19 protein-coding genes and 2 pseudogenes are annotated in these 24,210 nt (G+C 36.0%); 16 read left to right on the top strand and 5 right to left on the bottom strand.

Features of this window, described 5'->3' with window-relative positions; translation table 11 throughout:
* The first annotated feature begins 18 nt into the window (after positions 1–18).
* The 9 genes and pseudogenes from A9G41_RS03890 (at position 19) to gorA (ending at position 9,034) form a co-directional block, all read left to right on the top strand.
* The gene (locus tag A9G41_RS03890; RefSeq protein WP_075539347.1) at positions 19–1,065 is read left to right on the top strand and encodes a TrmH family RNA methyltransferase; all 1,047 of its coding nucleotides are present in this window, start codon (positions 19–21) and stop codon (positions 1,063–1,065) included.
* Between the two features lie 141 nt (positions 1,066–1,206).
* The gene (gene nadR / locus A9G41_RS03885) at positions 1,207–2,142 is read left to right on the top strand and encodes a multifunctional transcriptional regulator/nicotinamide-nucleotide adenylyltransferase/ribosylnicotinamide kinase NadR (RefSeq protein WP_075539346.1); all 936 of its coding nucleotides are present in this window, start codon (positions 1,207–1,209) and stop codon (positions 2,140–2,142) included.
* Positions 2,143–2,203: 61 nt separating this feature from the next.
* Entirely contained in the window at positions 2,204–2,980 is a 777-nt protein-coding gene (ubiE, locus tag A9G41_RS03880; protein WP_065582426.1) for a bifunctional demethylmenaquinone methyltransferase/2-methoxy-6-polyprenyl-1,4-benzoquinol methylase UbiE, read from the top strand.
* Positions 2,981–2,994: 14 nt separating this feature from the next.
* A pseudogene (gene ubiB / locus A9G41_RS03875) lies at positions 2,995–4,506 on the top strand (ubiquinone biosynthesis regulatory protein kinase UbiB); the annotation flags it as partial.
* Positions 4,507–4,606: 100 nt separating this feature from the next.
* Positions 4,607–4,825, top strand: coding sequence for a twin-arginine translocase TatA/TatE family subunit (gene tatA / locus A9G41_RS03870; RefSeq protein WP_065579593.1), 219 nt, complete (start codon positions 4,607–4,609; stop codon positions 4,823–4,825).
* Between the two features lie 3 nt (positions 4,826–4,828).
* Positions 4,829–5,110: pseudogene (gene tatB / locus A9G41_RS03865) on the top strand (Sec-independent protein translocase protein TatB); the annotation flags it as partial.
* Between the two features lie 56 nt (positions 5,111–5,166).
* Positions 5,167–5,934, top strand: a complete 768-nt coding sequence (gene tatC, locus A9G41_RS03860; protein WP_065582428.1) for a twin-arginine translocase subunit TatC — start codon at positions 5,167–5,169, stop codon at positions 5,932–5,934.
* A 49-nt stretch (positions 5,935–5,983) separates the two neighbouring features.
* Complete coding sequence (gene hldE, locus A9G41_RS03855) at positions 5,984–7,408, top strand: bifunctional D-glycero-beta-D-manno-heptose-7-phosphate kinase/D-glycero-beta-D-manno-heptose 1-phosphate adenylyltransferase HldE (RefSeq protein ID WP_065582429.1); 1,425 nt, start codon at positions 5,984–5,986, stop codon at positions 7,406–7,408.
* A gap of 273 nt (positions 7,409–7,681) precedes the next feature.
* A complete protein-coding gene (gene gorA, locus A9G41_RS03850; protein ID WP_065582430.1) occupies positions 7,682–9,034 on the top strand; it encodes a glutathione-disulfide reductase in 1,353 nt (450 codons plus the stop codon).
* Between the two features lie 79 nt (positions 9,035–9,113).
* Here the strand turns inward: gorA and A9G41_RS03845 are convergent, their stop codons facing one another.
* Positions 9,114–10,463, bottom strand: a complete 1,350-nt coding sequence (locus A9G41_RS03845; protein WP_065582431.1) for an MFS transporter — start codon at positions 10,461–10,463, stop codon at positions 9,114–9,116.
* Positions 10,464–10,701: 238 nt separating this feature from the next.
* Here A9G41_RS03845 and A9G41_RS03840 point away from each other — a divergent pair, with 238 nt between their 5' ends.
* The 4 genes from A9G41_RS03840 to glyA all read left to right on the top strand — a co-directional run bounded on the left by A9G41_RS03840 (position 10,702) and on the right by glyA (position 14,974).
* Positions 10,702–11,271 carry a DNA-3-methyladenine glycosylase I gene (locus A9G41_RS03840; protein ID WP_075539344.1) on the top strand — a complete coding sequence of 190 codons (570 nt, stop codon included), beginning with the start codon at positions 10,702–10,704 and terminating at the stop codon, positions 11,269–11,271.
* 4 nt (positions 11,272–11,275) lie between these two features.
* Positions 11,276–11,860, top strand: a complete 585-nt coding sequence (locus tag A9G41_RS03835; protein ID WP_065582478.1) for a YdcF family protein — start codon at positions 11,276–11,278, stop codon at positions 11,858–11,860.
* A 166-nt stretch (positions 11,861–12,026) separates the two neighbouring features.
* The gene (gene mnmE / locus A9G41_RS03830; RefSeq protein ID WP_065567686.1) at positions 12,027–13,388 is read left to right on the top strand and encodes a tRNA uridine-5-carboxymethylaminomethyl(34) synthesis GTPase MnmE; all 1,362 of its coding nucleotides are present in this window, start codon (positions 12,027–12,029) and stop codon (positions 13,386–13,388) included.
* Between the two features lie 329 nt (positions 13,389–13,717).
* Entirely contained in the window at positions 13,718–14,974 is a 1,257-nt protein-coding gene (glyA, locus tag A9G41_RS03825; RefSeq protein WP_075539343.1) for a serine hydroxymethyltransferase, read from the top strand.
* Between the two features lie 66 nt (positions 14,975–15,040).
* Here the strand turns inward: glyA and A9G41_RS03820 are convergent, their stop codons facing one another.
* Positions 15,041–17,209: a MerC domain-containing protein gene (locus A9G41_RS03820; protein WP_065582435.1), complete on the bottom strand. Its 2,169-nt coding sequence runs from the start codon at positions 17,207–17,209 to the stop codon at positions 15,041–15,043.
* A gap of 198 nt (positions 17,210–17,407) precedes the next feature.
* Here A9G41_RS03820 and A9G41_RS03815 point away from each other — a divergent pair, with 198 nt between their 5' ends.
* Positions 17,408–19,333: an ABC transporter ATP-binding protein gene (locus A9G41_RS03815; RefSeq protein ID WP_065582436.1), complete on the top strand. Its 1,926-nt coding sequence runs from the start codon at positions 17,408–17,410 to the stop codon at positions 19,331–19,333.
* A 74-nt stretch (positions 19,334–19,407) separates the two neighbouring features.
* Here A9G41_RS03815 and A9G41_RS03810 read toward each other — a convergent pair whose 3' ends face one another.
* Complete coding sequence (locus A9G41_RS03810; protein WP_065582437.1) at positions 19,408–20,589, bottom strand: sugar transporter; 1,182 nt, start codon at positions 20,587–20,589, stop codon at positions 19,408–19,410.
* Between the two features lie 141 nt (positions 20,590–20,730).
* Entirely contained in the window at positions 20,731–21,243 is a 513-nt protein-coding gene (gene tpx / locus A9G41_RS03805) for a thiol peroxidase (protein WP_065582438.1), read from the bottom strand.
* A 287-nt stretch (positions 21,244–21,530) separates the two neighbouring features.
* On the opposite strand from tpx, the gene A9G41_RS03800 reads away from it, so the two are divergent.
* Both A9G41_RS03800 and A9G41_RS03795 read left to right on the top strand, forming a co-directional pair.
* Positions 21,531–21,884: a DMT family protein gene (locus tag A9G41_RS03800; protein ID WP_065582439.1), complete on the top strand. Its 354-nt coding sequence runs from the start codon at positions 21,531–21,533 to the stop codon at positions 21,882–21,884.
* A 281-nt stretch (positions 21,885–22,165) separates the two neighbouring features.
* Entirely contained in the window at positions 22,166–22,906 is a 741-nt protein-coding gene (locus tag A9G41_RS03795) for an acid phosphatase (RefSeq protein ID WP_065582440.1), read from the top strand.
* Positions 22,907–23,014: 108 nt separating this feature from the next.
* Here A9G41_RS03795 and apbC read toward each other — a convergent pair whose 3' ends face one another.
* Positions 23,015–24,115 (bottom strand): iron-sulfur cluster carrier protein ApbC, encoded by a 1,101-nt coding sequence (gene apbC, locus A9G41_RS03790; RefSeq protein WP_065582441.1) that lies wholly within the window; start codon positions 24,113–24,115, stop codon positions 23,015–23,017.
* Positions 24,116–24,210 lie beyond the last annotated feature (95 nt).

Here is a 24,210-nt window from a genome sequence, read left to right as displayed (position 1 = left end):
ATTAATTATGAGATTGATATGAACAATAATACCGAAAAAAGCAAACCTACTATTTTTTATGCCAAAAATAGCGAATCTAAAAAGCCTTTTCGCTCAGCGACTAAAAAAAAGACTGACTGGAAAAGTAAAGACTCATTTCAAGTAAAACTTAAACGGGATCGTCATGATCGTATTGAAACATTCAAACCTAGAAATGATAAATCTGCATTTGCAAAAAAGAGTTTTATTGTTGATCTTAATCAATCTAAATTGCCTATTGAGAATGAATCACCATGGCAAAAAAAGCTTCGTACAAATGAACAAACTCCAACTTTTGGTTATGATGGATATCGCCAACGTAAAGAAGAAACATTAGTTTATAGCGAAAATAGTTGTAAGGCAGTATTCAAACATCGTCGCACAGCAATTGTTAAATTATTTATTACTCAAGAAATGACTTATCAATTTAAAGAGTTAATTGAGTGGCTCGTTAAACAACGTTTAGGTTATGATGTAGTCTCTAGCGAACAGATTGGTAAAATAACTCAAACGCAACATCATGGTGGCGTATGTTTAATTGTTAAAAAACGTATATCACTTACGTTATTGGATTATCTAGAAAACAATAGCGATAAAGATCATGATTGTGTTTTAGCGATTGATGATGTCAATAATCCCCATAATCTTGGTGGGTTAATTCGTAGTGCCGCTTTTTATGGCGTTAATGGTGTCATGTTACGCCAAACAAATTTACTTGATAGCGGTGCTGCTATGCGTGTGGCTGAAGGTGGCGTTGAAGCTGTTGAGTCAATTGAAAGTGATGATTTTGTGGCCTCAATAGATATGCTTAAGCAACATGGCTATCAAGTTATTGCCCTATTACCTTGTCAAGTAAAGTCAATTACATCCAGTGAATTGCACCAAATCCATTTTAATAAAAAAGTTGCGGTAGTCATATTTCAACAAATTAATATGAAACTAATTAACAGCGCTAATATTGTTGTACATTTAAAAGGCAACGATAACATGCCCGCATTAAATATTTCGGTTGCAACGGGCGTTTTATTATCGAACTTACATAAGTAAATTAATATTTTTACTATCAATGAGTTATTGGTAAAAAACTATTTTACTCATTGATAAAATATATCAAATAGCATCATTTGGTTAGAAATTGCTTTTTTTTTCTGTAAATTGTACTAGTTTTTATATATTTTGGTATGCGTCATGACTTTTAAGCATAAAGTTGGTTTAATTTTTGGGAAGTTTTATCCTTTACATTGTGGTCATATTTATCTAATTGAAAAAGCGATGAACCAAGTTGATGTATTACATATCTTTTTGGGATGTGAAGCATCGCGTGATAAGCAACTATTTAATCAAAGCCGTTTACCAAAACAACCACAAATAAGTGACCGCTTTTCATGGTTAAAAGAGACATTTAAAGATCGCCATAATATTCATATCCATGTACTTGATGAAGCTGGTATTGAGTTTTACCCTAATGGTTGGCAAGATTGGAGTGATCGGGTAAAGCAAATTCTTGCTGAGCATAAAATTAAGCCCAATGTGGTATTTACTAGCGAGCCACAAGATGTTAATAACCATAAGATCTATTTTGATTGCCCAGTCGTTATTGTTGATGCTAATCGAGAATTTGTTAACATTAGTGCAACACAAATCCGCCAAAATCCATATAAAAACTGGAATTTTATTGCACAAGCAGCAAAACCTTTTTTTGTAAAAAAAGTAGCTATTATTGGCCAAGGCCGTTTTTGTGACTTACCACTCCAATTTGCTAATATTTATAATACTCAATACGTGCCCAATGGCTATATTAATTATATTGAACGAGAAATTTCAATCCAACATAATAAACGTTATTTGAGCGAATCCGATTATATGAAAATTGCAATGTTACATGTTGAACGAATTGCAAAAGCCGTTGAAACATCAAATAAACTTGTTTTTACTTCAATCGATTTTGAAACACTTGCACAATATTACAGTCAAATTTTCAAAAAAAATAATGACGTTTTAAGAGCCTTAAAAGAAAGTTGCCATTTTGATTTAGTCATTCATGAAAAAGATTTAAATCCTCAATCCTCGCAGCTTGAATATTTTGAAACTGTTTCAAAGAAGATTGAAGCATTATTGATTTAGTTCATCACATTTATTATGGCTTATGCTAAAATAAGCCAATTATTTGTGATAGGTAAATTTTATGTCTCAATCTTCTGACAAACAAGACAATACAAATCAAGAAAAAATTGATTTTGGTTACACTCAAGTCCCAAAACAAGAAAAAGTAAAACGTGTTGCTGAAGTATTTCACTCTGTTGCCGATAAATATGATGTTATGAATGATCTTATGTCATTTGGCATTCACCGAATTTGGAAAAAAATCACCATTGAGTATAGCAGTGTGCGTAAAGGCCAAAAGGTTTTAGATCTAGCAGGTGGCACAGGTGATTTAACGGCAAAATTCTCGCAACTTGTTGGTGATGACGGATTAGTTGTCTTAGCTGATATAAACGAATCAATGTTAAAAGTTGGGCGAGATAAACTACGAGACAAAGGCTTATTTAAAAATATCGAATATGTACAAGCTAATGCAGAGGAGTTACCCTTTGCTGATAACTATTTTGATTGTATAACCATATCATTTGGCTTGCGCAATGTCACTGATAAAGAAAAGGCTTTACACTCTATATGGCGAGTATTAAAACCTGGTGGGCGCTTATTAATCCTGGAGTTTTCTAAACCGCAATATCAGATCCTAAATAAAGCTTACGACTTATATTCATTTACTATGTTACCGTTAATGGGCAAAATTGTGGCAAATGATTCTGAAAGTTATCGCTATTTAGCCGAATCAATTCGAATGCATCCTGATCAAAATACACTGAAAAAAATGATGGAAGATGCCGGATTTGTTGATGTGAAATACCACAACATGACAGGTGGCATTGTAGCTTTACATATTGGCTTTAAATTTTGATGCGATAAAAAATAATGACCTTTTTTCGACTTTATAAAATACTTGCGATATTTCGTGCTTATCGATTAGATGAATTATTACCAAAACACCATTTAGTAAGGTGGCCACGGTTGGTTTTAAAGTGTTTATTTTGGATTAGACCCAAAGCTAAACATCAAGAAATTGGTGAGCGATTACGTCAAGCGCTACAGGAGCTCGGTCCCGTATGGATAAAGTTTGGGCAGATGGTTTCAACTCGACGCGATATTTTACCTAAACACATTGCAGATTCGCTGACCAAATTGCAAGATCAAGTTGCTCCTTTTGATGGACAAATTGCTAAACAGCTTATTGAATCGGCATTAGGTCAAACAATAGATTATTATTTTTCCCATTTTGATGAAAAACCATTAGCATCAGCATCGATTGCCCAAGTCCATACAGCAATATTAAAGCATAGCCAAGCTGAAGTTATTATTAAAGTATTACGCCCTAATATTTTACCTATTATTCAAGCTGATATACGTTTAATGTATTGGGTAGCTAAACAATTTACCAAGCGCATAAAATCAGGCGAAAAATTGCGAGCTGTTGAAATAGTGCGTGATTATGAAATCACGCTATTAAAAGAGTTAGATTTACAAAAAGAAGCTTACAACACGATTAGATTGCGCGATAATTTTATTAATAGTGATATCTTATATATTCCTTATGTATATCATAACCTTTGTCGAAAAAATGTGTTAGTTGAAGAACGAATTAAAGGTATGCCTATCTCAAATATTGAGCAGCTTAAGCAAAATAACGTCAATATGAAATTACTAGCTGAACGAGGTGTTCAGGCATTTTTTACCCAGTTATTTCGTGATAACTTTTTCCATGCAGATATGCATCCCGGTAATATTTTTGTCGATATTACCGAACCACAAAACCCCCGTTATATTGGCATTGATTGTGCCATTATTGGTATATTGACTGAGGATGATCAACGTTATCTTGCTGAAAACTTTTTAGCCTTTTTTAATCGAGATTATCGCAAAATAGCCCAAATTTATATCACATCAGGCTGGGTACCAGAAACAACTGATGTTGTGGCGCTTGAAATGGCAATGCGTAACGTCTGTGAACCTGCATTTGCAAAACCCCTTGCCCAAATTTCATTTTCACAAATTTTGCTACAATTATTTCAAGTTGCTCGCCAATTTGACATGGATATTCAACCCCAATTAACCCTGCTTGAAAAAACGTTATTTTATATTGAAGGGCTAGGTCGCCAGCTTTATCCTGAACTAGATTTATGGAAAACAGCAAAACCATTTTTAGAAAAATGGTATCAAGATAAATATAGCGCTAAAAAAATACTACAACAAACTTGGCAATCATTACCCGCGTGGCAAACTATGTTGCCAAAGTTACCCGAAAAATTAAATAACTACGAACGAATCAGTAAACAAATGAGTGCCCAACTAACACAAATTACTCAAGAATTACAGCTTAGTAAAAGGCGTGAACGGAATCTATATAAAATGATGGGGTTAGTGTGTGCTTTATCTATTATTATATTGGTTTCATATTAAGCTGATTGTCTTGGGAATATTATAATTTGCGTGTATAATTTGGTTATTTACCTCATCGGAGATAATTATCATGATGCCAAGCTTACCTCAACTTTTAATATTAATTGCGGTTGTTGTATTGTTATTTGGAACAAAAAAATTACGTTCATTGGGCTCCGATCTTGGCGAATCAATTAAAGGCTTTAAGAAAGCAATGAATGATGATGACGATAAAAAAGATGCTGATAATTCACAAAAATCTGAAAATATCGATTCATCTGATGCTAATAATCAGAGTAAAAAAGAGTAAACCGTGTTTGACATTAGTTTTGGTCAATTATTATTAGTTTTAATTATTGGTCTGGTAGTTTTAGGGCCAGAACGGCTACCCATTGCGATAAAAACAGTTACAGGGTGGATAAAAGTGCTACGCCGAATGTCTGCTACGGTACAATTAGAACTAAATAAAGAGCTCAAACTGCAAGAGTTGCAAGCCAGCTTAAAAAAGGCCGAACAAAGTGGTTTAAAAACACTTACACCAGAAATTCAAGAATCTATTGATGATTTAAAACGTGTAACCGAATCCTTACAAAAAGAAATCGATTCAGCCACGAAAATTGATACTGAAACTCGTACAGATAAAAATACACCATGACAGACAACGTTACTCAACCATTAATTGGACATCTTGTTGAACTTAGAACACGGCTTTTGCGGTGTATTATCTGTATTTTGCTGGTATTAATTTGCTTGCTTTATTTTTCCAATGATATTTATCATATTGTGGCAAATCCGCTTATGAGTCAATTGCCACAAGGCAGTAATATGATAGCAACGGATATTGCAGCGCCATTTTTTACACCAATTAAGTTAACAGTTGTAGTGGCGATCTTTATTTCAATTCCTTATGTGCTATATCAAATTTGGGGATTTATTGCCCCAGCGTTATATCAACATGAGAAACGTCTGGTTATGCCGTTAATTGTATCAAGCACGATTCTTTTTTATCTTGGTATAGCATTTGCTTACTTCGCTGTGTTTCCATTAGCGTTTTACTTCTTTATCCATACCGCACCGATCGATGTGGCGATTAATACTGATATTACCAAGTATCTTGATTTTGTAATGACACTCTTTATTGTCTTTGGATTTGCTTTCGAAGTGCCAGTTGCTATTATTTTGCTTTGTTGGACAGGAATAACTACACCAAAAAGTTTACGAAACAAGCGACCATATATTATTGTTGGGGTATTTGCTGTTGCTATGTTTGTTACCCCTCCAGACGTATTTTCACAAATACTATTAGCTGTACCTATTTGTTTACTATTTGAAATTGGCACTTTTTTTGCCCGTTTTTATCAACCGCGCAAAAATGACGAAATGGAAGATGACAACAACCATGATTTTGATGAGACGTAAACAAATATAGAATGAGTAAACTGAAAATAACTAAGGATAACGAGTCATAATGAAAGCATCATTACCTGATTTTAATTGCGCCAATGTGTTAGTTGTGGGCGATATTATGTTGGATCGCTATTGGTATGGGGGAACGAATCGTATATCGCCCGAAGCGCCAGTACCTATAGTTAAAATTGACTCGTTAGAAGAACGACCTGGTGGTGCTGCCAATGTTGCTATGAATATTACTTCACTTTGCGGTAATGTACGCCTAATCGGTCTAACAGGCATAGATGAACCAGCAAAAATTCTTAATGAACAATTAAGTAAACATAAAGTTCAATGTGATTTTGTTTCTGTATCAACACACCCAACCATAACAAAGTTACGCGTTCTATCACGTAATCAACAATTGATTCGCCTTGATTTTGAAGAAGGATTTAACAATATTGATGCAACGCCTCTTCTAGAGCGTATTCAATCAGCATTAACGACCCATAAAGTTTTGGTACTGTCGGATTATGCCAAAGGTGCGTTATCTGCTGTTCAATCAATGATTAAGCTTGCTAATCATGCCAATGTGCCTATCTTAGTCGATCCAAAAGGAACCGATTTTGAGCGTTACCGCGGGGCGACATTGTTAACTCCAAACATGTCAGAATTTGAAGCAGTAGTCGGACATTGCAAAACTGAAGAAGAGATTGTTGAAAAAGGTTATCAACTCATCAAACAATATGATCTAAAAGCCTTACTAGTAACACGTAGCGAAAAAGGCATGACATTATTACAGTTAGATAAACCAATTTACCACTTACCAACTCAAGCAAAAGAAGTCTTTGACGTAACAGGAGCTGGCGATACAGTAATCGCTACATTAGCTGCAGCATTAGCTGCTGGTCAATCTTTAGAAGAAAGTTGTTTCTTAGCAAATGTCGCAGCGGGTGTGGTTGTTGGTAAACTAGGTACTTCAACTGTTTCACAAGTTGAATTGAGTAATGCCATTCGAGCCCGTGCCAATGACGGTTTTGGAGTAATGACAGAAGAAGAACTTAAAGAAGAAATCAAAAAAGCGCGTATGCGTGGCGAAAAAATTGTTATGACCAATGGTTGTTTTGATATTTTACACGCAGGACATGTTTCTTACCTTGCTAATGCGCGTAAACTAGGCGACCGTTTAATTGTAGCAGTGAATAGTGATGCTTCGGTTAAACAATTAAAAGGGGAATCCAGACCCATTAATCCGCTAATGCAACGTATGATTGTACTTGGTGCACTTAATTCAGTTGACTGGGTTGTACCATTTGAAGAAGAAACACCACAACGTTTAATTGCAAGTATCTTGCCTGATGTCTTAGTCAAAGGCGGTGATTATAAACCCGAAAATATCGCCGGTGGTAAAGAAGTCATTGAAGCAGGCGGCACAGTTAAAGTCCTCAATTTTGAAGATGGCTGTTCAACCACCAATATTATTAATGCAATAAAAAATCGCTAAATTAACAAATCTTATCGGTTGCTTCAGCGTGCCACTGATAAGATTTATGATCCGATATCAATATACTTGCTTATTATTCTATTTTACGCATTTCTTGGAAAATAGTGTTAACGCTAAGCACTATTTTCAGTAACTGACTAATAAAATATCAACAATTATTAGCATGATCAATCGTTAATAACTATTATTAAATTTTAGAATGAATACTTTTTTTATCTTTCGTTTTATGTAAAGCTAATAGCTAACTAATGAAAATTGTATTAAGGATATTTAATGACCAAACATTATGATTATATAGCTATCGGTGGTGGTAGTGGAGGAATTGCATCAGTTAACCGAGCGGCATCCTATGGAAAAAAGTGTGCACTAATTGAAGCAAAATTATTGGGTGGAACCTGTGTTAATGTTGGTTGTGTGCCCAAAAAAGTCATGTGGTATGGTGCACAAATTGCTGAAGCCATTAATCATTATGGCCCTGATTATGGTTTTAATACCACCATTAATCAATTCAGTTGGGACAAATTAATTGCCAGCCGAAATGCTTATATTGATAGAATCCATCAATCTTATGATCGTGTCCTTAATAACAATAACGTTGATGTTATTCATGGTTATGCTAAATTCGTTGATGCTCATACAGTTGAAGTCAATGGTGAACATTATAGTGCTGAACATATTTTGATTGCTGTTGGTGGTAAACCAAGTATCCCGAATATTCCTGGTGCTCAATATGGTATAACATCGGATGGCTTTTTTTCTCTAAAAACCTTACCCAAACGTGTAGCCGTTGTTGGAGCTGGATATATTGCTTGTGAAATTGCAAGCGTATTACACTCGCTGGGTGCACAAACACACCAATTTATTCGTAACGCTACGCCACTACGAGCTTTTGATCCGCTTATTATTGATACCTTGATGGAAGTGATTGCAACAGAAGGGCAACAATTACATACTTTTGCCATTCCGAAATCAGTTACTAAAAATAGCGATAACTCATTAACATTAACTCTTGAAAATGGCGAAAGCTATATTGTCGATAGCTTAATTTGGGCAATTGGCCGTGAACCTGCGACCCATGATATGAATTTACAAGCAGCAGGCATTGCTGTTGATAGTAAAGGTTTTGTGATAGTTGATAAATATCAAAATACTAATATATCAGGAGTTTATTCAGTCGGTGATGATACAGGCGCAACAGCATTAACCCCTGTTGCGGTTGCTGCTGGACGTCGTTTATCAGAAAGGCTATTTAACAATAAACCTGATGAACATTTAGATTACAGTAATATTCCAACTGTAGTATTTACTCATCCGGCAATTGGTACCGTAGGCTTAACAGAACCAGACGCAATAAAGCAATATGGATCTGAAAATGTAAAAGTTTATCAATCAACATTTACAGCAATGTATACCGCAGTTACTCAACATCGCCAACCATGTCGCATGAAGCTAGTTTGTGTAGGTAAAGATGAAAAAATCGTCGGTATTCATGGCATTGGTTATGGTATGGACGAAATACTACAAGGTTTTGCAGTGGCATTAAAAATGGGCGCTACTAAAAAAGACTTTGATAATACCGTGGCAATTCACCCAACCGCAGCTGAAGAGTTTGTCACAATGCGTTAATAGTATCAGTTATTGTGTAGTACACATTAAAATAAAAAGCAGGGTAAAAGCCCTGCTTTTTATTGGTTGTAGTTACTGATTAATGACCCGAGTTACTATTCCATCCTTGTTTTGCAAGTGGGTAGAAACCGACAGCAATCGCAATTAATGCCACAAAAGAGATATAAAGGCCTGCACCAAGATAACTATACTGACCTAATAAATGTTCAGGGCTTAATAGATAAATTGTTAAAGTCGGTGTAAATGCACTAAATAGTGCATAGGCTAAATTGTAAGAAAACGATAAGCCAGAATAGCGAATAGCTGGAGGAAAAGTTCTCGTTCCAATAATTGGTGTCATAGCGATAGCCCCAATGAAAAGACCAAATGCAGCCCATGTCCAATAAAGTTGAGTTAACGATATTTCTGGACTTAAGGAGCTATAAAAGTAGATACTAGTAATAGCCAACCCACCCCAAGTAATGACAACGGTTTTAGTGGTTCCTAACTTGTCTTCTAGCCAACCGGAAATAACACAGCCGATTGTTAATGTTAATGCTGCAATACAACCGCCAACACGCCAATCAAGGTTAGTAAAGTGATACATTCCACCGACAATACGTCCAGGAGTAATTAAAATCCCCACCATAATTGCTGTTGATAACGACCAAGTTAGTAATGCAACAATCACACATGCTGTTTTGTGTTTCTGTAGCACTGTAACTACAGGAATATTTTTTTCGATAGCTTTACGGGCGGCTAACTCTTTAAAAATAGGTGTTTCAGAGAGAAAACGTCTTAAATAAACTGAAATAATGCCAAAAATACCACCAATAATAAACGGAATACGCCAAGCATAATCTAAAATATTTTGTTTAGTAAAACAAAGATCAATAATAATAGTTACAATAAACCCAAGTAAAATACCACCAGTGATGCCAGAAGTTAATGTCCCTACACCAAGCCCATAACGTTGCTTTGGCACATGTTCAGCAATAAACACCCACGCACCTGGCATTTCGCCACCTATAGCAGCACCTTGTAGCATTCGCATTACTAACAATAACAGCGGTGCAAAAATGCCAATCATATCGTAAGTTGGCAATATACCAATGATAAATGTTGGTAGAGCCATCATAGCAACACTTAAGGTAAACATTTTTTTACGCCCAACTTTATCACCAAAGTGAGCCATAATAATGCCACCAACAGGGCGAACTAAATAACCGGCAGCAAAAATACCCCAAGCAAACAAATCTAACGTTAATGGTGAAAGTGTATGCGGTAAAAAGAGTGGCTTGACGATGGTATCAATGTAAAGTGCATAGATAACAAAATCATAAAATTCTAATGTACCACCTAAAGAGGATAAAACTAACGTTTTAAAATCCTGACAAGTTAATGGTCGAGCGCTAGGCTGCCATTCAGTGTTGATCTCAGACTGACTCATGGAAAACCTTATTATTAAATTAAGTTAAGTTAGAAAATAAAAAAATCTGTCTTTTATTGATTTAAGATAAAAATGAGAGCTTCATTCTGCCATAAAAAAAAGGCCTTTTTTTCATCATAAAAAAATTTAATGTATATAACAAATCAACTTATTTGATTTATAATCCAACCAATTTATGCTTAAAAAATACAAAGCGACATAAAGCACAATTAATAATAGATAAGCTAGGTAAAATTTGATGCAAAATAACGAAAAAGTACGTTGTGATTGGGTTTTGAATGATCCCATATATATTCATTACCACGATAACGAATGGGGGATTGTTCAACATAATAGCCTTAAATTATTTGAAATGATTTGCCTTGAAGGGCAACAAGCAGGGTTATCATGGATTACTGTTTTGAAAAAGCGTGATGAATATCGCCGTTGCTTTTTCAATTTTGACCCCAAAAAAATCATAAGATTGTCAACTGAAGATATTGAGCAATTACTTAAAAATAAAGGACTGATCCGTAATCGTTTAAAGTTAAATAGCATTGTCAAAAATGCCCATGCTTATTTAAATATGCAAAAAAAAGGGGAAGATTTTTCGCAATTTATCTGGTCTTTTGTAAACGGCAAGCCCATTATTAACCACTTTAAAGATAAAAGTGAAGTACCTGTAAGCACCGACGTATCTGACAACATGTCAAGGGAGTTAAAAAAAAGAGGCTTTAGTTTTGTTGGCTCCACAATTTGTTATGCTTTTATGCAATCAATGGGACTGGTTGATGATCATTTTCAGAATTGCTTTAAAAAAGGATGTTAATTTAATGAATATATTGAAGTTATTAAAGTATTCCGTAATCACTATATTAAGTTATTTTATTGTCTGTAATATTATTATTTTTATTTATGCACAACAAAAGCCCGTTGATAATGCTGAAACTATGGTTGTGTTAGGATCTCAAGTTGTCGGCACGCCAGCTACAGCGCCTTTAACTTTACAAATTCGTTTAGATATTGCTGCTACTTACTTACAAAATAATCTTCAAACTAAAGTCGTTGTTTGTGGTGGACAAGGTAAAGATGAATCAGCAAGTGAAGCCAGTGTGATGTTTAATTACTTAGTGAATAAAGGAATAGATGCTTCACGAATCTATATTGAAGATAAATCAACCCGAACTGCGCAACAATTCGTGTATGCTAATCGCATTTTACCATTAGGAAAAACGATAGTTGTAACTAATGATTTTCATTTATTACGTTCAGTAATGCTGGCTAAACGCTCAGGATTTAATGATGTATCTGGATTGTCAGCGCCCTTGAGCTTTTCTAATTTTGATAAATATATTGCAATGATAAGAGAACCACTTGCTTTGGCTAATTCTTGGTTATTTGATCACCCTAAAAATTAAATTAGGTATGGTAGTTTTTAACAACTTATCAAATCTTTTGATTCTTTTATATATTTTTTGAATATAGCTCATTCTTATCATCACTAGATAAGTAAGCAGTAGCTGTTTTTGGCATCTTGTCCATGATATTATGGCACATTGCTATTTAATTTAGAAATTAATACATATGAATTTAGATACTATTGTTGCACAGGCAACCCCACCTGGCCGTGGAGGTGTTGGGATTTTACGTATTTCGGGATCTCAAGCCCGAGCAGTAGCTCAATCTATATTAGGTAAATTACCTAAACCACGCCACGCTGATTATTTACCTTTTTTAGCATCAGATGGTTCAACTTTAGATGAAGGTATCGCTTTATTTTTTCCAAATCCACATTCATTTACTGGCGAAGATGTGCTTGAGCTACAAGGGCATGGTGGGCCAGTTATTCTCGATTTATTGTTAAAACGAGTTCTGGAAGTGCCTAATGTCCGTATTGCACGCCCTGGTGAATTTTCAGAGCGCGCATTTTTAAATGATAAGCTAGATCTTGCCCAAGCAGAAGCCATTGCTGATTTAATTGATGCAAGTTCAGAACAAGCAGCAAAATCTGCAATATCATCTTTGCAAGGTGTATTTTCTAAAAAAGTAAATACACTGGTTGAATCATTAATCCATTTACGCATTTTTACCGAAGCAGCAATTGATTTTCCTGAAGAAGAAATAGACTTTTTATCGGATGGTAAAATTGAGGCTCAGCTAAATGAAGTAATTACTCGCTTAGCTGAAGTTCGCCAAGAAGCTAAGCAAGGAACACTGTTACGAGAAGGAATGAAGGTGGTCATTGCTGGGCGCCCTAATGCGGGTAAATCAAGCTTGCTTAATGCACTAGCAGGGCGTGATGCCGCCATAGTGACTGATATAGCAGGAACGACCCGAGATGTACTACGTGAACATATTCATATCGATGGTATGCCGTTACATATTATTGACACCGCAGGTCTACGTGAAGCCAGTGATGAAGTGGAGCGAATTGGTATTGAGCGAGCTTGGCAAGAAATTGAACAAGCAGATAGAGTATTGTTTATGGTCGACAGCACAACAACGACCGAATCCAATCCCGAAAAATTATGGCCAGAATTTATTGAACGCTTACCTAAAAATTTGCCTGTTACTGTTATTCGCAATAAAGCAGATTTAACTGGCGAATCGCTAGGTTATAGCGAAGCAAATGGTTACTCGCAGATCCAACTATCTGCACGAACAGGTGAGGGAATAGAACTGCTACGTGATCATCTAAAACAAGCCATGGGCTATACCAGTAGTACCGAGGGAGGATTTTTAGCACGCCGCCGCCACCTACAAGCACTCGAAAAGGCAGCTCAGCACTTAAACAATGGCAAACATCAACTCGTTGTTTTTCATGCTGGTGAATTGTTAGCTGAAGAGCTAAGGTTAGCTCAAGAAGCTTTAAGCGAAATCACGGGAGAATTTACCTCCAATGACTTATTAGGCCGTATATTTAGTTCGTTTTGTATTGGTAAGTAAATTCAATTAAAAAAATTAATAAAATCAATAGGTTTTCTGAACAACTTTTAGAGGTAAAAATGCACTCTTTTTTGGCAGTCTTTTATTCACAGTATGCAAATACTTCCTTGTTTTTGAAAATATTAAATATATCCACATTAAACCACTATTTTAATGATGATTTGTAAATGCGTTATTCTTGATATCGATTTGTCATAAATTTTTTTTATAATCTTAAAAAAAGATTGAAATCGCACGTTAATTAAGTAAGGATAACTGACAGTAATATTTTTATACACTATGTATAGCAAAGCCTTTAAGACTAATGCAATGAACAATAAGGAGTCAACATGTTTAGTAAAGATATGACTATTGCCGATTATGATAAGGAATTGTGGGATGCCATTAAAGGCGAAGAACAACGTCAAGAAGATCATCTTGAACTGATCGCATCAGAAAACTATACCAGCCCACGAGTAATGCAAGCGCAAGGCTCACAACTTACCAATAAATATGCTGAAGGTTATCCTGGCAAACGCTATTATGGTGGTTGTGAATATGTTGATATTGTTGAAAAACTAGCAATAGATCGTGCTAAGGAGTTATTTGGCGCGGATTATGCCAATGTGCAGCCGCATTCGGGTTCGCAAGCTAATTTTGCGGTTTATATGGCACTGTTAAAAACAGGGGATACCGTTTTAGGTATGAATTTATCCGAGGGTGGTCATTTAACGCATGGTTCGCCAGTGAGCTTTTCAGGCAAACTTTATCATGTTGTTTCTTATGGCGTTGATGATTCTGGTCATATTGATTATCAACAGCTGGCTAACATTGCTCAAGCATCAAAACCTAAAATGATTATTGGCGGATTTTCGGCTTACTCTGGCGTGGTTGATTGGAAGCGTATGCGCGAAATTGCCGATAGTGTAGGCGCTTACTTATTTGTGGATATGGCGCATGTAGCAGGTTTAGTTGCAGCGGGCGTTTACCCAAATCCTGTTCCTTATGCGCATGTTGTTACCACTACAACACATAAAACCCTAGGAGGCCCACGAGGGGGATTAATTTTAGCTAAAGGTGGTAGTGAGGACTTATGTAAAAAACTAAATTCAGCGGTTTTCCCTGGGGCACAAGGCGGTCCTTTAATGCATGTGATTGCTGCTAAAGCTGTTGCATTAAAAGAAGCCATGGAACCTGCGTATAAACAATATCAACATCAAGTAGTTAACAATGCTAAAGCTATGGTGGAAGTGATTTTAAATCGTGGTTATAAAGTGGTATCTGGTGAAACAAACAATCACCTATTCTTAATTGATTTAGTCAATAAAAATATTACAGGTAAAGAAGCTGATGCCGCTTTGGGTAGTGCTAATATTACTGTTAATAAAAATAGCGTACCTAAAGATCCGCAAAGCCCATTTGTAACATCGGGTGTGCGTATTGGTACACCAGCTATTACTCGTCGAGGCTTTAAAGAAGCCGAATCACGTGATTTGGCCAATTGGATTTGTGACGTGTTAGACAATATTGATGATGAACAAACCATTCAAACAGTGAAAGAAAAAGTGTTAACTATTTGCCGTCGATTACCAGTTTATCAGCATTAATTATTGATAAAAAATCGCCGACTATTGTCGGCGATTTTTTTGATAGCTTGTTTTATAAAATGATTTTTATTTATCATTCGTTGTATTATCTTGGGCTTTTTCTTGCTTTTGTAGTTCAATATAGTGTTCTAAATAACCTTTGTGCCATAACCAACCTCCCGTTGCACCAACACCAAGTAAAATAGCTAACCCAAAAGCGGCAATTAAAACTTTGTTGCTGTTGTTTTTCATTGGGTCACGCAAATTGCGTTTTGCGTTTGATGGCAGTTCAGCTTTGCTGGTGAGCAAACTACCCAACATTAAGTTGATTTTAACTTGGCCATTAATTGCCCAACCTGATGCTTCAAGTAGTGGACCTAGAGTTCTACGTCGTAACTTTAACCATGCCAAAATAACAGACGGTCCTGAAATAATTAAGAATAATCCAATAAAGAATAAAGGAAATTGCCACCAAGTTAGCGAAAAAATTGCTTGAAAAATAGAGGCTAATGCCGTACCTATTGCACCTACAGCTAAACCAATTGCGGCAAAAATACCAACGCTTTTACCAATATCAAATTTATTTGCTGGGTTTTGCAAAGCTTGTTCACTTGATTTTTCAATATTGGCATCTTTACTGCTAGCCCATTTGTTAATTTGTTCAGTAATACAGCGACCAATACGTTGATAAGGTGCTAAAATTGCTTGTTGAATGCTAATTGGCTTAGTGATTATTTTAACCACATTGGCATCCCAATCATTTCCTTTATTATCGATAAATACACCATTGCGACCTTCAAGCAATAAGTCGCCTTGCCCTGCTGTCATTGCCGCGGCAATTAGTTGCTTTTGCCCATGCCTTGTGCATTCACAATAAAGTAAACAAAGTTCGGAATAATTTGCCATTGTTACGTGCTTAGCAATATTATCAACTGCAACGCAAAGGGTTGCACAGCGACCATCAATATAAAGCTTACCAAGCTGAAATGCAGCTCGCGTATTTGGTGAGAAGAAGTCAGCAAAAGACGCAAAGTTAACCAATAAACGATATAAATGTTTATGAAATAAAACTAATTTTTCTAATATAAGAATATCTGACGCCGATATTGGTGTTTTATTATCTTGTTCAACCATTTGCTTAAATTCGGTTAACAAATCGTCGTTAGCGAGGCTAATCATGAGATTGCTTGGTATATCTTCTATGCTAGCAGAGGGTTCAATTGCAACAGTTAATTGTGCTAATTCGGGCTTAGAACTAATCAGTTTAGCGTAAACTTGCAAGCTCTGTTGAATATGTTGCCATTCTTGCTGTGTTAGCTGGTCTGAATTGGATAAGGATGTTTCCACTAATGTTTTAAACCGACTAATTTTAGTTTTCCAAAGAGGGTTTATTCCATTGACTAAATCAAGCACCTCAACTGTGTCGATTTTTGATAGAGGTAATTCGGCTAAAGCCTCATCAGACAATAATCCATTTTGTGTCGGTACGATATACTTTTCGTCTACGTTAAGCGCTGTTTGTGCTTGTGGGGCATATTGCGCCAATTCAACACGTAAAAAATAATCATCAATTTTGGGTTTTAATAGTTGAATTAGCTTCCATATTTCAGCGCTATTTTCACCAAATGGTGTATCGGTATTATTTATTTTTGCTTGCCATTGCAACCAAGTTTTTAAGTTTTCAACAAATGTGGTGGCAATGTTTAAATCAATCCCCTCTTGTCCACTCATATCTTTTTGTGCACCAGTGGTTTTGATTGCTGTTTGAATAAAGGTTTGCATGTCGCTTGATAATTCACTTGATGCAGGGAAGATTAAATCGCCATTATAAAGTTTATCAGCATTGGTTTTAATTGATTGCCATATATCATCTTGTGTTAAATAATCCACATTACTTTTATTCAAACTAGCCAAAATACTCCGTGCCGTAGTAGAGAGTTTTTCCCCTTGTGGGGTAGACGTTTTAATTTGTGATAAAGGTAGTGTTTCACTCATTGTTAAAATGCTATCAAATGACACGATTTTATCTTGTGTCCAACTGATAGCATCTAAAATATCAGGAATGCGAATACGTCCATCTTGATCTGAATCAAGTAATGCTAAGGTTCGCTCGTCAAAATCTAACCCTGTTGTTGGGCAGCTTAATGCTACCCATAATTTAGGGTCTAAATCTGGTAAATTGATAATGTCATCAGCACTTTTAAATACAACTTGATCCAACCCACCAACGCGCTGGAATGTCCACATATGGCTCATAATAATCTCCACACCGAAACTCATTAATATTTTTATTCATTAATATAACAGTATTTATTTTTTTTTATAGGATAGAACAGTGATTTCTAATATTTGTGAGACCTATTAGTGCTTCTTTATTTTTTGATTTATTTGCCTTGGCTAACTTTATGGTAGAATAATGCCTTATTACTTAATATCCAAATAAAAATCACCATTATGTCATTAATTAATCTTACCAATGCTTACCTTTCATTTAGTGATGCGCCACTGCTCGATCATATTGATATGTCTATTGAACCAAACGAACGAGTTTGCCTTGTTGGTCGTAATGGTGCGGGCAAATCAACGTTACTGAAAGTATTAAACAAAGAAATACCATTAGATGAAGGTCAAATTATTTATGAAAATAATGTGATTGTTTCACGTTTGCAACAAGATCCTCCTCGCGATGTGCAAGGCAATGTATTTGACTTTGTGGCCGAAGGGTTGCATGAACAAGCGCAATTATTACGTGATTATTACGATTTGGCACATCAAGTAGAGCAAGACCCTTGCGAAAGCAATTTAACCAAATTAGCTAAAATGCAAGAGCAATTAGATCACCAAAATGGCTGGCAATTAGATAGTCGTATTCATAATGTTATTTCGTCGCTATCGCTTGATGGCGATGCTTTGCTATCTTCGCTATCTGGTGGCTGGCTTCGTAAAGCCGCATTGGCCAGAGCTTTGGTTTGCCAACCGTCGGTTTTATTGCTTGATGAACCAACCAACCATTTAGATATTCAAACTATAAAATGGTTAGAAGAGTTTTTAAAAAGCTTTAATGGCAGTATTGTATTTATTTCTCATGATCGCTCTTTTATTCGCCAAATGGCAACACGCATTATTGATTTAGATCGCGGCAAAATAGCCTCTTGGAGTGGTAATTACGATAACTATTTAATTGGCAAAGAAGAAGCACTACGTGTTGAAGAGTTGCAAAATGCCGAATTTGATAAGAAATTAGCCCAAGAAGAGGTCTGGATTCGCCAAGGGATTAAAGCACGCCGTACACGTAATGAAGGGCGAGTACGTGCATTAAAAGCAATGCGCCAAGAGTATAGCGAGCGTCGCCAAGTGATGGGTAGTGCCAAAATGCAAATTGAAGAGGCATTACGTTCAGGAAAAATCGTTTTTGAGCTTGAAAATGTGACCTATCAGATTGGGGATAAGTTGCTCGTTAATGATTTTTCTGTACAAGTATTACGAGGTGATAAGATTGCTTTAATTGGCCCTAATGGTATTGGTAAAACAACGTTGTTAAAACTGATGTTGGGTAATTTAACGCCAACATCAGGTAGTGTGCATTGCGGTACCAAGCTTGAAGTAGCTTATTTTGATCAATATCGGTTAGAGCTCGATCCTGAAAAAACCGTGATGGATAATTTAGCTGAAGGTAAACAAGAAGTGATGGTTAATGGACGATCACGTCATGTACTTGGTTATCTGCAAGATTTTTTATTCCCGCCAAAACGCGCCCGAACACCTGTTCGTGCATTATCAGGTGGGGAGCGTAATCGTTTATTGCTGGCTAAACTATTTTTAAAGCCTAGTAATTTATTAATACTTGATGAACCGACCAATGATCTGGATATTGAAACACTGGAATTGTTAGAAGAGTTGGTTAATGATTATCAGGGAACAGTCTTACTAGTTAGTCATGATCGGCAGTTTGTTGATAATGTGGTTACCCAATGTTGTTTTTTTGAGGACAAAGGGCATATTGGTATTTATGCCGGTGGTTATGCCGATGCTCTGCAACAACAGCAACAAGCACAACCGGTTAAAGTAGCGACAGTTAATGATGTTAAACAGCCTAAAAAAGCATTAAGCACGGCGAATAACAAAAGCAATGATCAAGCCACTAAAAAGAAGGTTAAGCTGAGTTATAATGAACAACGAGAGTTAACACAATTACCAAGCAAAATAGAACAATTAGAATTAGCCATTGCTGATTTACAAGCACAGATTAGTCAAAGCGACTTTTTTAATCAACCCCACGAGGTTACAGGTCCAATCTTACAATCTTTGACCGACAAAGAAGCCGAATTAGAATCTGCTTTTGAACGCTGGGAACAGTTAGAGTCTTTAAGTAAATCATAATGTAAGAGTGTTATTTTCAGCATTATTTATTGGCGCTATATAATAAATAATGCTGTTTCTGAGCTTTAAGATTTTTATAAAATGGTTTTATTATTCCACAATTTTCTAGAACAAAGACAGAAAAATAACAACGCAATAATAACGAAAACGGCGCCAACAAAACCAATATCCTCCGTTGATAGTAAAATTAATACTTTACTACCTATAAAAGCACCTCCGCCTATTCCAATATTGTAAATACCTGAATAAACAGATGTGGCAATATCGGTTGCATCGGGCGCTGCATCGATGACTTTGCTTTGCATGACCATGCCAATAATGGTAATCGAAAGCCCCCAGATCAAACATTGGATGATTGCGGTATAAAGTGTGAACGAACAGACATAAAGTGATAATAAACAAGCGATCAATGACAACATAGGGATCACTAAAATGGCGGTTGGATTTTTTTCGGCGTATTTTGCAAAAATAACGCTGCCAATCATGCCAGAAAAACCGACTACTAACAATAAAGCGACGATAACATTTTGATTAAATCCGCCAACATCTTTCATAAATGGCGTAATGTAGGTATAAGCAGTGAAGTGGCCAGCAATTATAATGGCTATTAATAGATAAATGTTTAGCAGTATTGGGCGTTTTAATACCATTGGAATATCTTTGATAGAGATAATATCCATGCTTGGTACAGTAGGCAATAAGCGGAGTAGTAATATCATCACGCAAAAAGCGATACCAGCAATACATAAAAAAGTCACACGCCAGCCAACGAGTTGTCCTATGATGGTGCCAATTGGAATGCCTAGAATGGTTGCCATCGATACGCCAATAACAATAAAGCCCATGGCTTTAGCTTTTTTACCATTGGGCGCTAACCGAACGGCAAGTGGTGTTGTAATTGCCCAAAATACCGCATGAGCACAAGCAATACCAATTCTTGCTACCATCAAACTGTAAAAATTCCACGCAAACCCAGCTAAAATATGACTACCAATAAATAGGCAAAATAAAAGGATGAGTAGCTTTCTTCGTTCCATTTTTGACGTTAATACTGTGAGTGGCAATGATAATAACGAGACAGCCCACGCATAAATGGTGAGTAATAATCCAGCATGAGCGACATCCATTGAAAAGCTTTCAGCAATATTAGGTAATAGCCCAACGGGCACAAATTCCGTTGTATTAAAAATAAATGCCGCAAATGCAAGGCAAAGAATTGATGACCAAATGCGAGATCGGGGAATACTATTATTCATGATTAAGATTATGGAAGAGGTATGTTTTTATTGGATTATAACTGAATAATTTTGTCTATTAAATAGCTACTCTAAATAAATCTTAAAGTAAATCATCGCCACCACTATTTGTAGAGGATGGCGATGTATTATTGCTTTGATTTATGCTAATGCTTTAACCGCCGCTAGGGCTTTGTCATAATTAGGTTCTGAAGATGTTTCTTTAACATATTCAACATAAGCAATTTTGTCATTTTTATCAATAACAAATACGGCTCGGGAAAGTAAACGTAGTTCTTCAATAACAGTGCCATATTTTAGGCCAAAATCAAGGTCTTTATGATCTGACGTCACTTTAACGGCATTAATGCCTTCAGCAGCACAATAGCGATTTAATGCAAAAGGTAAATCAAGGCTAATTGAAAATATTATAGTATCGGTTAATTTTGCCGCTTCGACATTAAAACGGTGAACTTGGGCACTACATACCGAAGTATCAATGGATGGTACCGAATTAATAATTCTGATTTTACCTTTAAAATCGGATAATTTAATGGGTTTCATTACTAAATCTTGCACAATAAAATCAGGTGCTATGTCACCAACGTTGATTTTGGGACCTAACAAAGTAATGGGGGCTCCACGCATAGTAACTTCATTGACTCTTTTTTGCATAACTGTTTCCTTTGGGGGGATAATAATTGTGTTGTAATAAATTTCAGTGTTGATAGGATAACGACGTTCAATGCATTAAAGATTTTGCACCTATTGGCGTTGATTCAATATAGACCTAAACAGACTACTGAGCAATAGCGCTATCATGTTTTTAGTGATGAATTAGCCAATTTCAACTATTGTTAATAATGTTGTTTTTTTAATGTAATTAAATTATTTCTATTTTGTATGTTTATTAGACAATGGTATATAATGCCAGTCCCTTTCTTTACTCTTATATCAACACTATGAATCAATTACTTATTACTGTTTGTTTACTGACTTTTAGTAATGTTTTTATGACTTTTGCGTGGTATGGGCATTTGCGGTTTTTACATAACCAAGTTTGGCTAGTGGCGGTGTTTGCTAGCTGGGGGATTGCGTTATTTGAGTATTTATTGCAAGTGCCTGCTAATCGCATTGGTTTTCAGGTTGCCAGCGCAAGTCAATTAAAGATTATTCAGGAAGTAATTAGTTTGTCTGTTTTTATCCCTTTTTCAATTTATATTTTAAAAGAGCCATTTAAGACAGACTATATTTGGGCGGGTTTGTGTCTTTTAGGTGCAGTATTTTTTATGTTCCGCGATAAGATTTTTGCTTAAATTCATTCTAGAACCGTGATAAATATTGAGCATATTTGTCACGGTAATGATCTAAATTAGCCTTTCAAATATTCCACTGTAAATATAATTGTGATGACTATCACATTAAAAATACTCAATCTTTATTAATATGTTGCTGTATTTTATTGTTGAACAGCTATTGATATCTTGCTGACCGTGTTATTGTTTCATACAAAATCATTAATTGGATGTTATTTAAGCGTTTTTTGTTTCGATAACATGTTTTGATAGTTATCCCTTATTTGTATAAGGAGAAGTATATGCAAAAAAAAATTTTTTGTTCGTTATTTGTTGCTTCTTTAATATGTTCAAATGTTTTTGCTTCTGGGGGAAAAGATGTAACAACAGATCCTAATGATTTTTTCCTTAAAGAAGAACAAGCACCTAATAGCTTGCTGCTTTTGCCACCGCCTCCTACTTTTGACAGCATTGATTTTTTACGCGATAAAGCAATGTACGATTGGGGTAAGTCTGTTCGTAATACAGAACGTGGAAAACAGGCCTATTTAGATGCTGATTCAAGTAAAGATAATATCACTAAGCAATTTTCACCATCTTTTGGTTTTGAAATTTCTGATAAGAAAACACCAGAAATTTACAAATTAGTTACTACAATGAAAGAAGATGCAGGGGATTTGGCAACGCGCTCAGCTAAAAACCATTATAATCGTATTCGACCGTTTTCATTTTTCCATGAACCAACCTGTCGCCCAGATGATGAAAAAGCGCTATCGACCAATGGATCCTATCCCTCTGGTCATACAACAATGGGGTTTGCTATTTCACTTGTGTTAGCAGAGATAAATCCAGCGCGTCAAAATGAAATTTTAAAACGAGGTTATGAGATTGGCGAAAGCCGCGTTATTTGTGGCTATCATTGGCAAAGTGATGTTGATGCTGCTAAGGTGATGGCAGCTGCGGTGGTTGCTCAATTACATACGAATACCGTTTTTAATCAACAATTAACGAAGGCAAAAGCCGAGTTCCGCCATTTAAAATAAGGGTGATAATGGGCAGTTATTGCGCAGCTGATCATGGCGATGTGATGCCAAATTAATTATAAAATATCAATAGCATTGGCTGTTGTTGACAGCCAAGCTTATTCTTTATTATAGCGCCTTAAAGGAAATATCCGGTAAAATTGCTTCGCCTTGCCAATATAACTCACTGGCAATACGCCCGGCAATTTGGCAATAAAGCTGGGTAAATTCGCTATCAGGATGGCTAATAACAGTAGGTTGCCCTGTATCGAGATCTTGGCGTAACATTTTATGGAGTGGCATTTTCCCGAGTAATTTTGTTTGATATTGCTCAGCTAAACGCTGTGCTCCACCTTCGCCAAAAATGGCTTCGTGATGACCACAATTTTCACAAATGTGGTAACTCATGTTTTCAATAATGCCTAGTGTAGGGATGTTGACTTTATTAAACATGGTCATGCCTTTTTGGGCATCAATTAATGCTATGTCTTGTGGTGTACTGACAATGATTGCTGCCGTTACTGGAATGCTTTGTGCTAGGGTTAATTGGATGTCCCCAGTACCCGGAGGCATATCAATAACCAAATAATCAAGTTCAGGCCATAATGTATCTTGTAATATTTGCAGTAATGCCTTGCTTGCCATTGGTCCACGCCATACCATGGCGCTATCTGGATCGACTAAATAACCAATAGAGTTACTGGCTAATCCGTGTGCCATAATTGGGGTCATGTGTTTATTGTCAGGTGTTAACGGTTGCTGTTTTTCTGTGCCTAACATGGTTGGAATTGAAGGGCCATAAATATCTGCATCTAAAATACCTACTTTGGCGCCTTGTTTTTGTAAAGCTAGTGCAAGATTGACGGCTGTTGATGATTTACCCACGCCACCTTTGCCTGAACTTATGGCGATAATATTTTTTATATTGTTAATGGCATGTTGGTCATTAGCGCGCCTTAATGTCGCTATTGGGTATTCAATATGCCAGTCAACTTCGTTAATGTTGTTAAGCTTGAGTAATTCAGGAGTGGATTTTTTTTTCAATTCCTCAAAAGCGGTTTGCCAAACAAAGGGCATAGCTAAAGTGATAGATAAACAATGATTAACTATTTCACATTTTTTTAGTGCTTTAAGTTCAAGTAAATTTTTTTGTAAAGTTGGATGCGTAAAATTTTCAAGAATTTTTTTGACTTCAATGTTCATTATGGCTATCTCTTTATGTATCGACATTTAGGCCCATTTCACTTTCAATCAATTCTCCTTAAGAGGGTAAAACATCGTAAATGGTGGGACACCATCAAGCACATTATTTTCATCCTCAAAAA

The sequence above is a fragment of the Gilliamella sp. Nev5-1 genome (genome assembly GCF_001690895.1).
Classification (GTDB): domain Bacteria; phylum Pseudomonadota; class Gammaproteobacteria; order Enterobacterales; family Orbaceae; genus Gilliamella; species Gilliamella apicola_C.
This window is presented reverse-complemented; position numbering and strand designations above follow the sequence as displayed.

Bases quoted from the DNA above. Each gene is read 5' to 3' on its own strand.
- A9G41_RS03890 (WP_075539347.1), top strand. From the start codon at position 19: ATGAACAATAATACCGAAAAAAGCAAACCTACTATTTTTTATGCCAAA.
- nadR (WP_075539346.1), top strand. From the start codon at position 1,207: ATGACTTTTAAGCATAAAGTTGGTTTAATTTTTGGGAAGTTTTATCCT.
- ubiE (WP_065582426.1), top strand. From the start codon at position 2,204: ATGTCTCAATCTTCTGACAAACAAGACAATACAAATCAAGAAAAAATT.
- tatA (WP_065579593.1), top strand. From the start codon at position 4,607: ATGATGCCAAGCTTACCTCAACTTTTAATATTAATTGCGGTTGTTGTA.
- tatC (WP_065582428.1), top strand. From the start codon at position 5,167: ATGACAGACAACGTTACTCAACCATTAATTGGACATCTTGTTGAACTT.
- hldE (WP_065582429.1), top strand. From the start codon at position 5,984: ATGAAAGCATCATTACCTGATTTTAATTGCGCCAATGTGTTAGTTGTG.
- gorA (WP_065582430.1), top strand. From the start codon at position 7,682: ATGACCAAACATTATGATTATATAGCTATCGGTGGTGGTAGTGGAGGA.
- A9G41_RS03845 (WP_065582431.1), bottom strand. From the start codon at position 10,463: ATGAGTCAGTCTGAGATCAACACTGAATGGCAGCCTAGCGCTCGACCA.
- A9G41_RS03840 (WP_075539344.1), top strand. From the start codon at position 10,702: ATGCAAAATAACGAAAAAGTACGTTGTGATTGGGTTTTGAATGATCCC.
- A9G41_RS03835 (WP_065582478.1), top strand. From the start codon at position 11,276: ATGAATATATTGAAGTTATTAAAGTATTCCGTAATCACTATATTAAGT.
- mnmE (WP_065567686.1), top strand. From the start codon at position 12,027: ATGAATTTAGATACTATTGTTGCACAGGCAACCCCACCTGGCCGTGGA.
- glyA (WP_075539343.1), top strand. From the start codon at position 13,718: ATGTTTAGTAAAGATATGACTATTGCCGATTATGATAAGGAATTGTGG.
- A9G41_RS03820 (WP_065582435.1), bottom strand. From the start codon at position 17,209: ATGAGCCATATGTGGACATTCCAGCGCGTTGGTGGGTTGGATCAAGTT.
- A9G41_RS03815 (WP_065582436.1), top strand. From the start codon at position 17,408: ATGTCATTAATTAATCTTACCAATGCTTACCTTTCATTTAGTGATGCG.
- A9G41_RS03810 (WP_065582437.1), bottom strand. From the start codon at position 20,589: ATGAATAATAGTATTCCCCGATCTCGCATTTGGTCATCAATTCTTTGC.
- tpx (WP_065582438.1), bottom strand. From the start codon at position 21,243: ATGCAAAAAAGAGTCAATGAAGTTACTATGCGTGGAGCCCCCATTACT.
- A9G41_RS03800 (WP_065582439.1), top strand. From the start codon at position 21,531: ATGAATCAATTACTTATTACTGTTTGTTTACTGACTTTTAGTAATGTT.
- A9G41_RS03795 (WP_065582440.1), top strand. From the start codon at position 22,166: ATGCAAAAAAAAATTTTTTGTTCGTTATTTGTTGCTTCTTTAATATGT.
- apbC (WP_065582441.1), bottom strand. From the start codon at position 24,115: ATGTCGATACATAAAGAGATAGCCATAATGAACATTGAAGTCAAAAAA.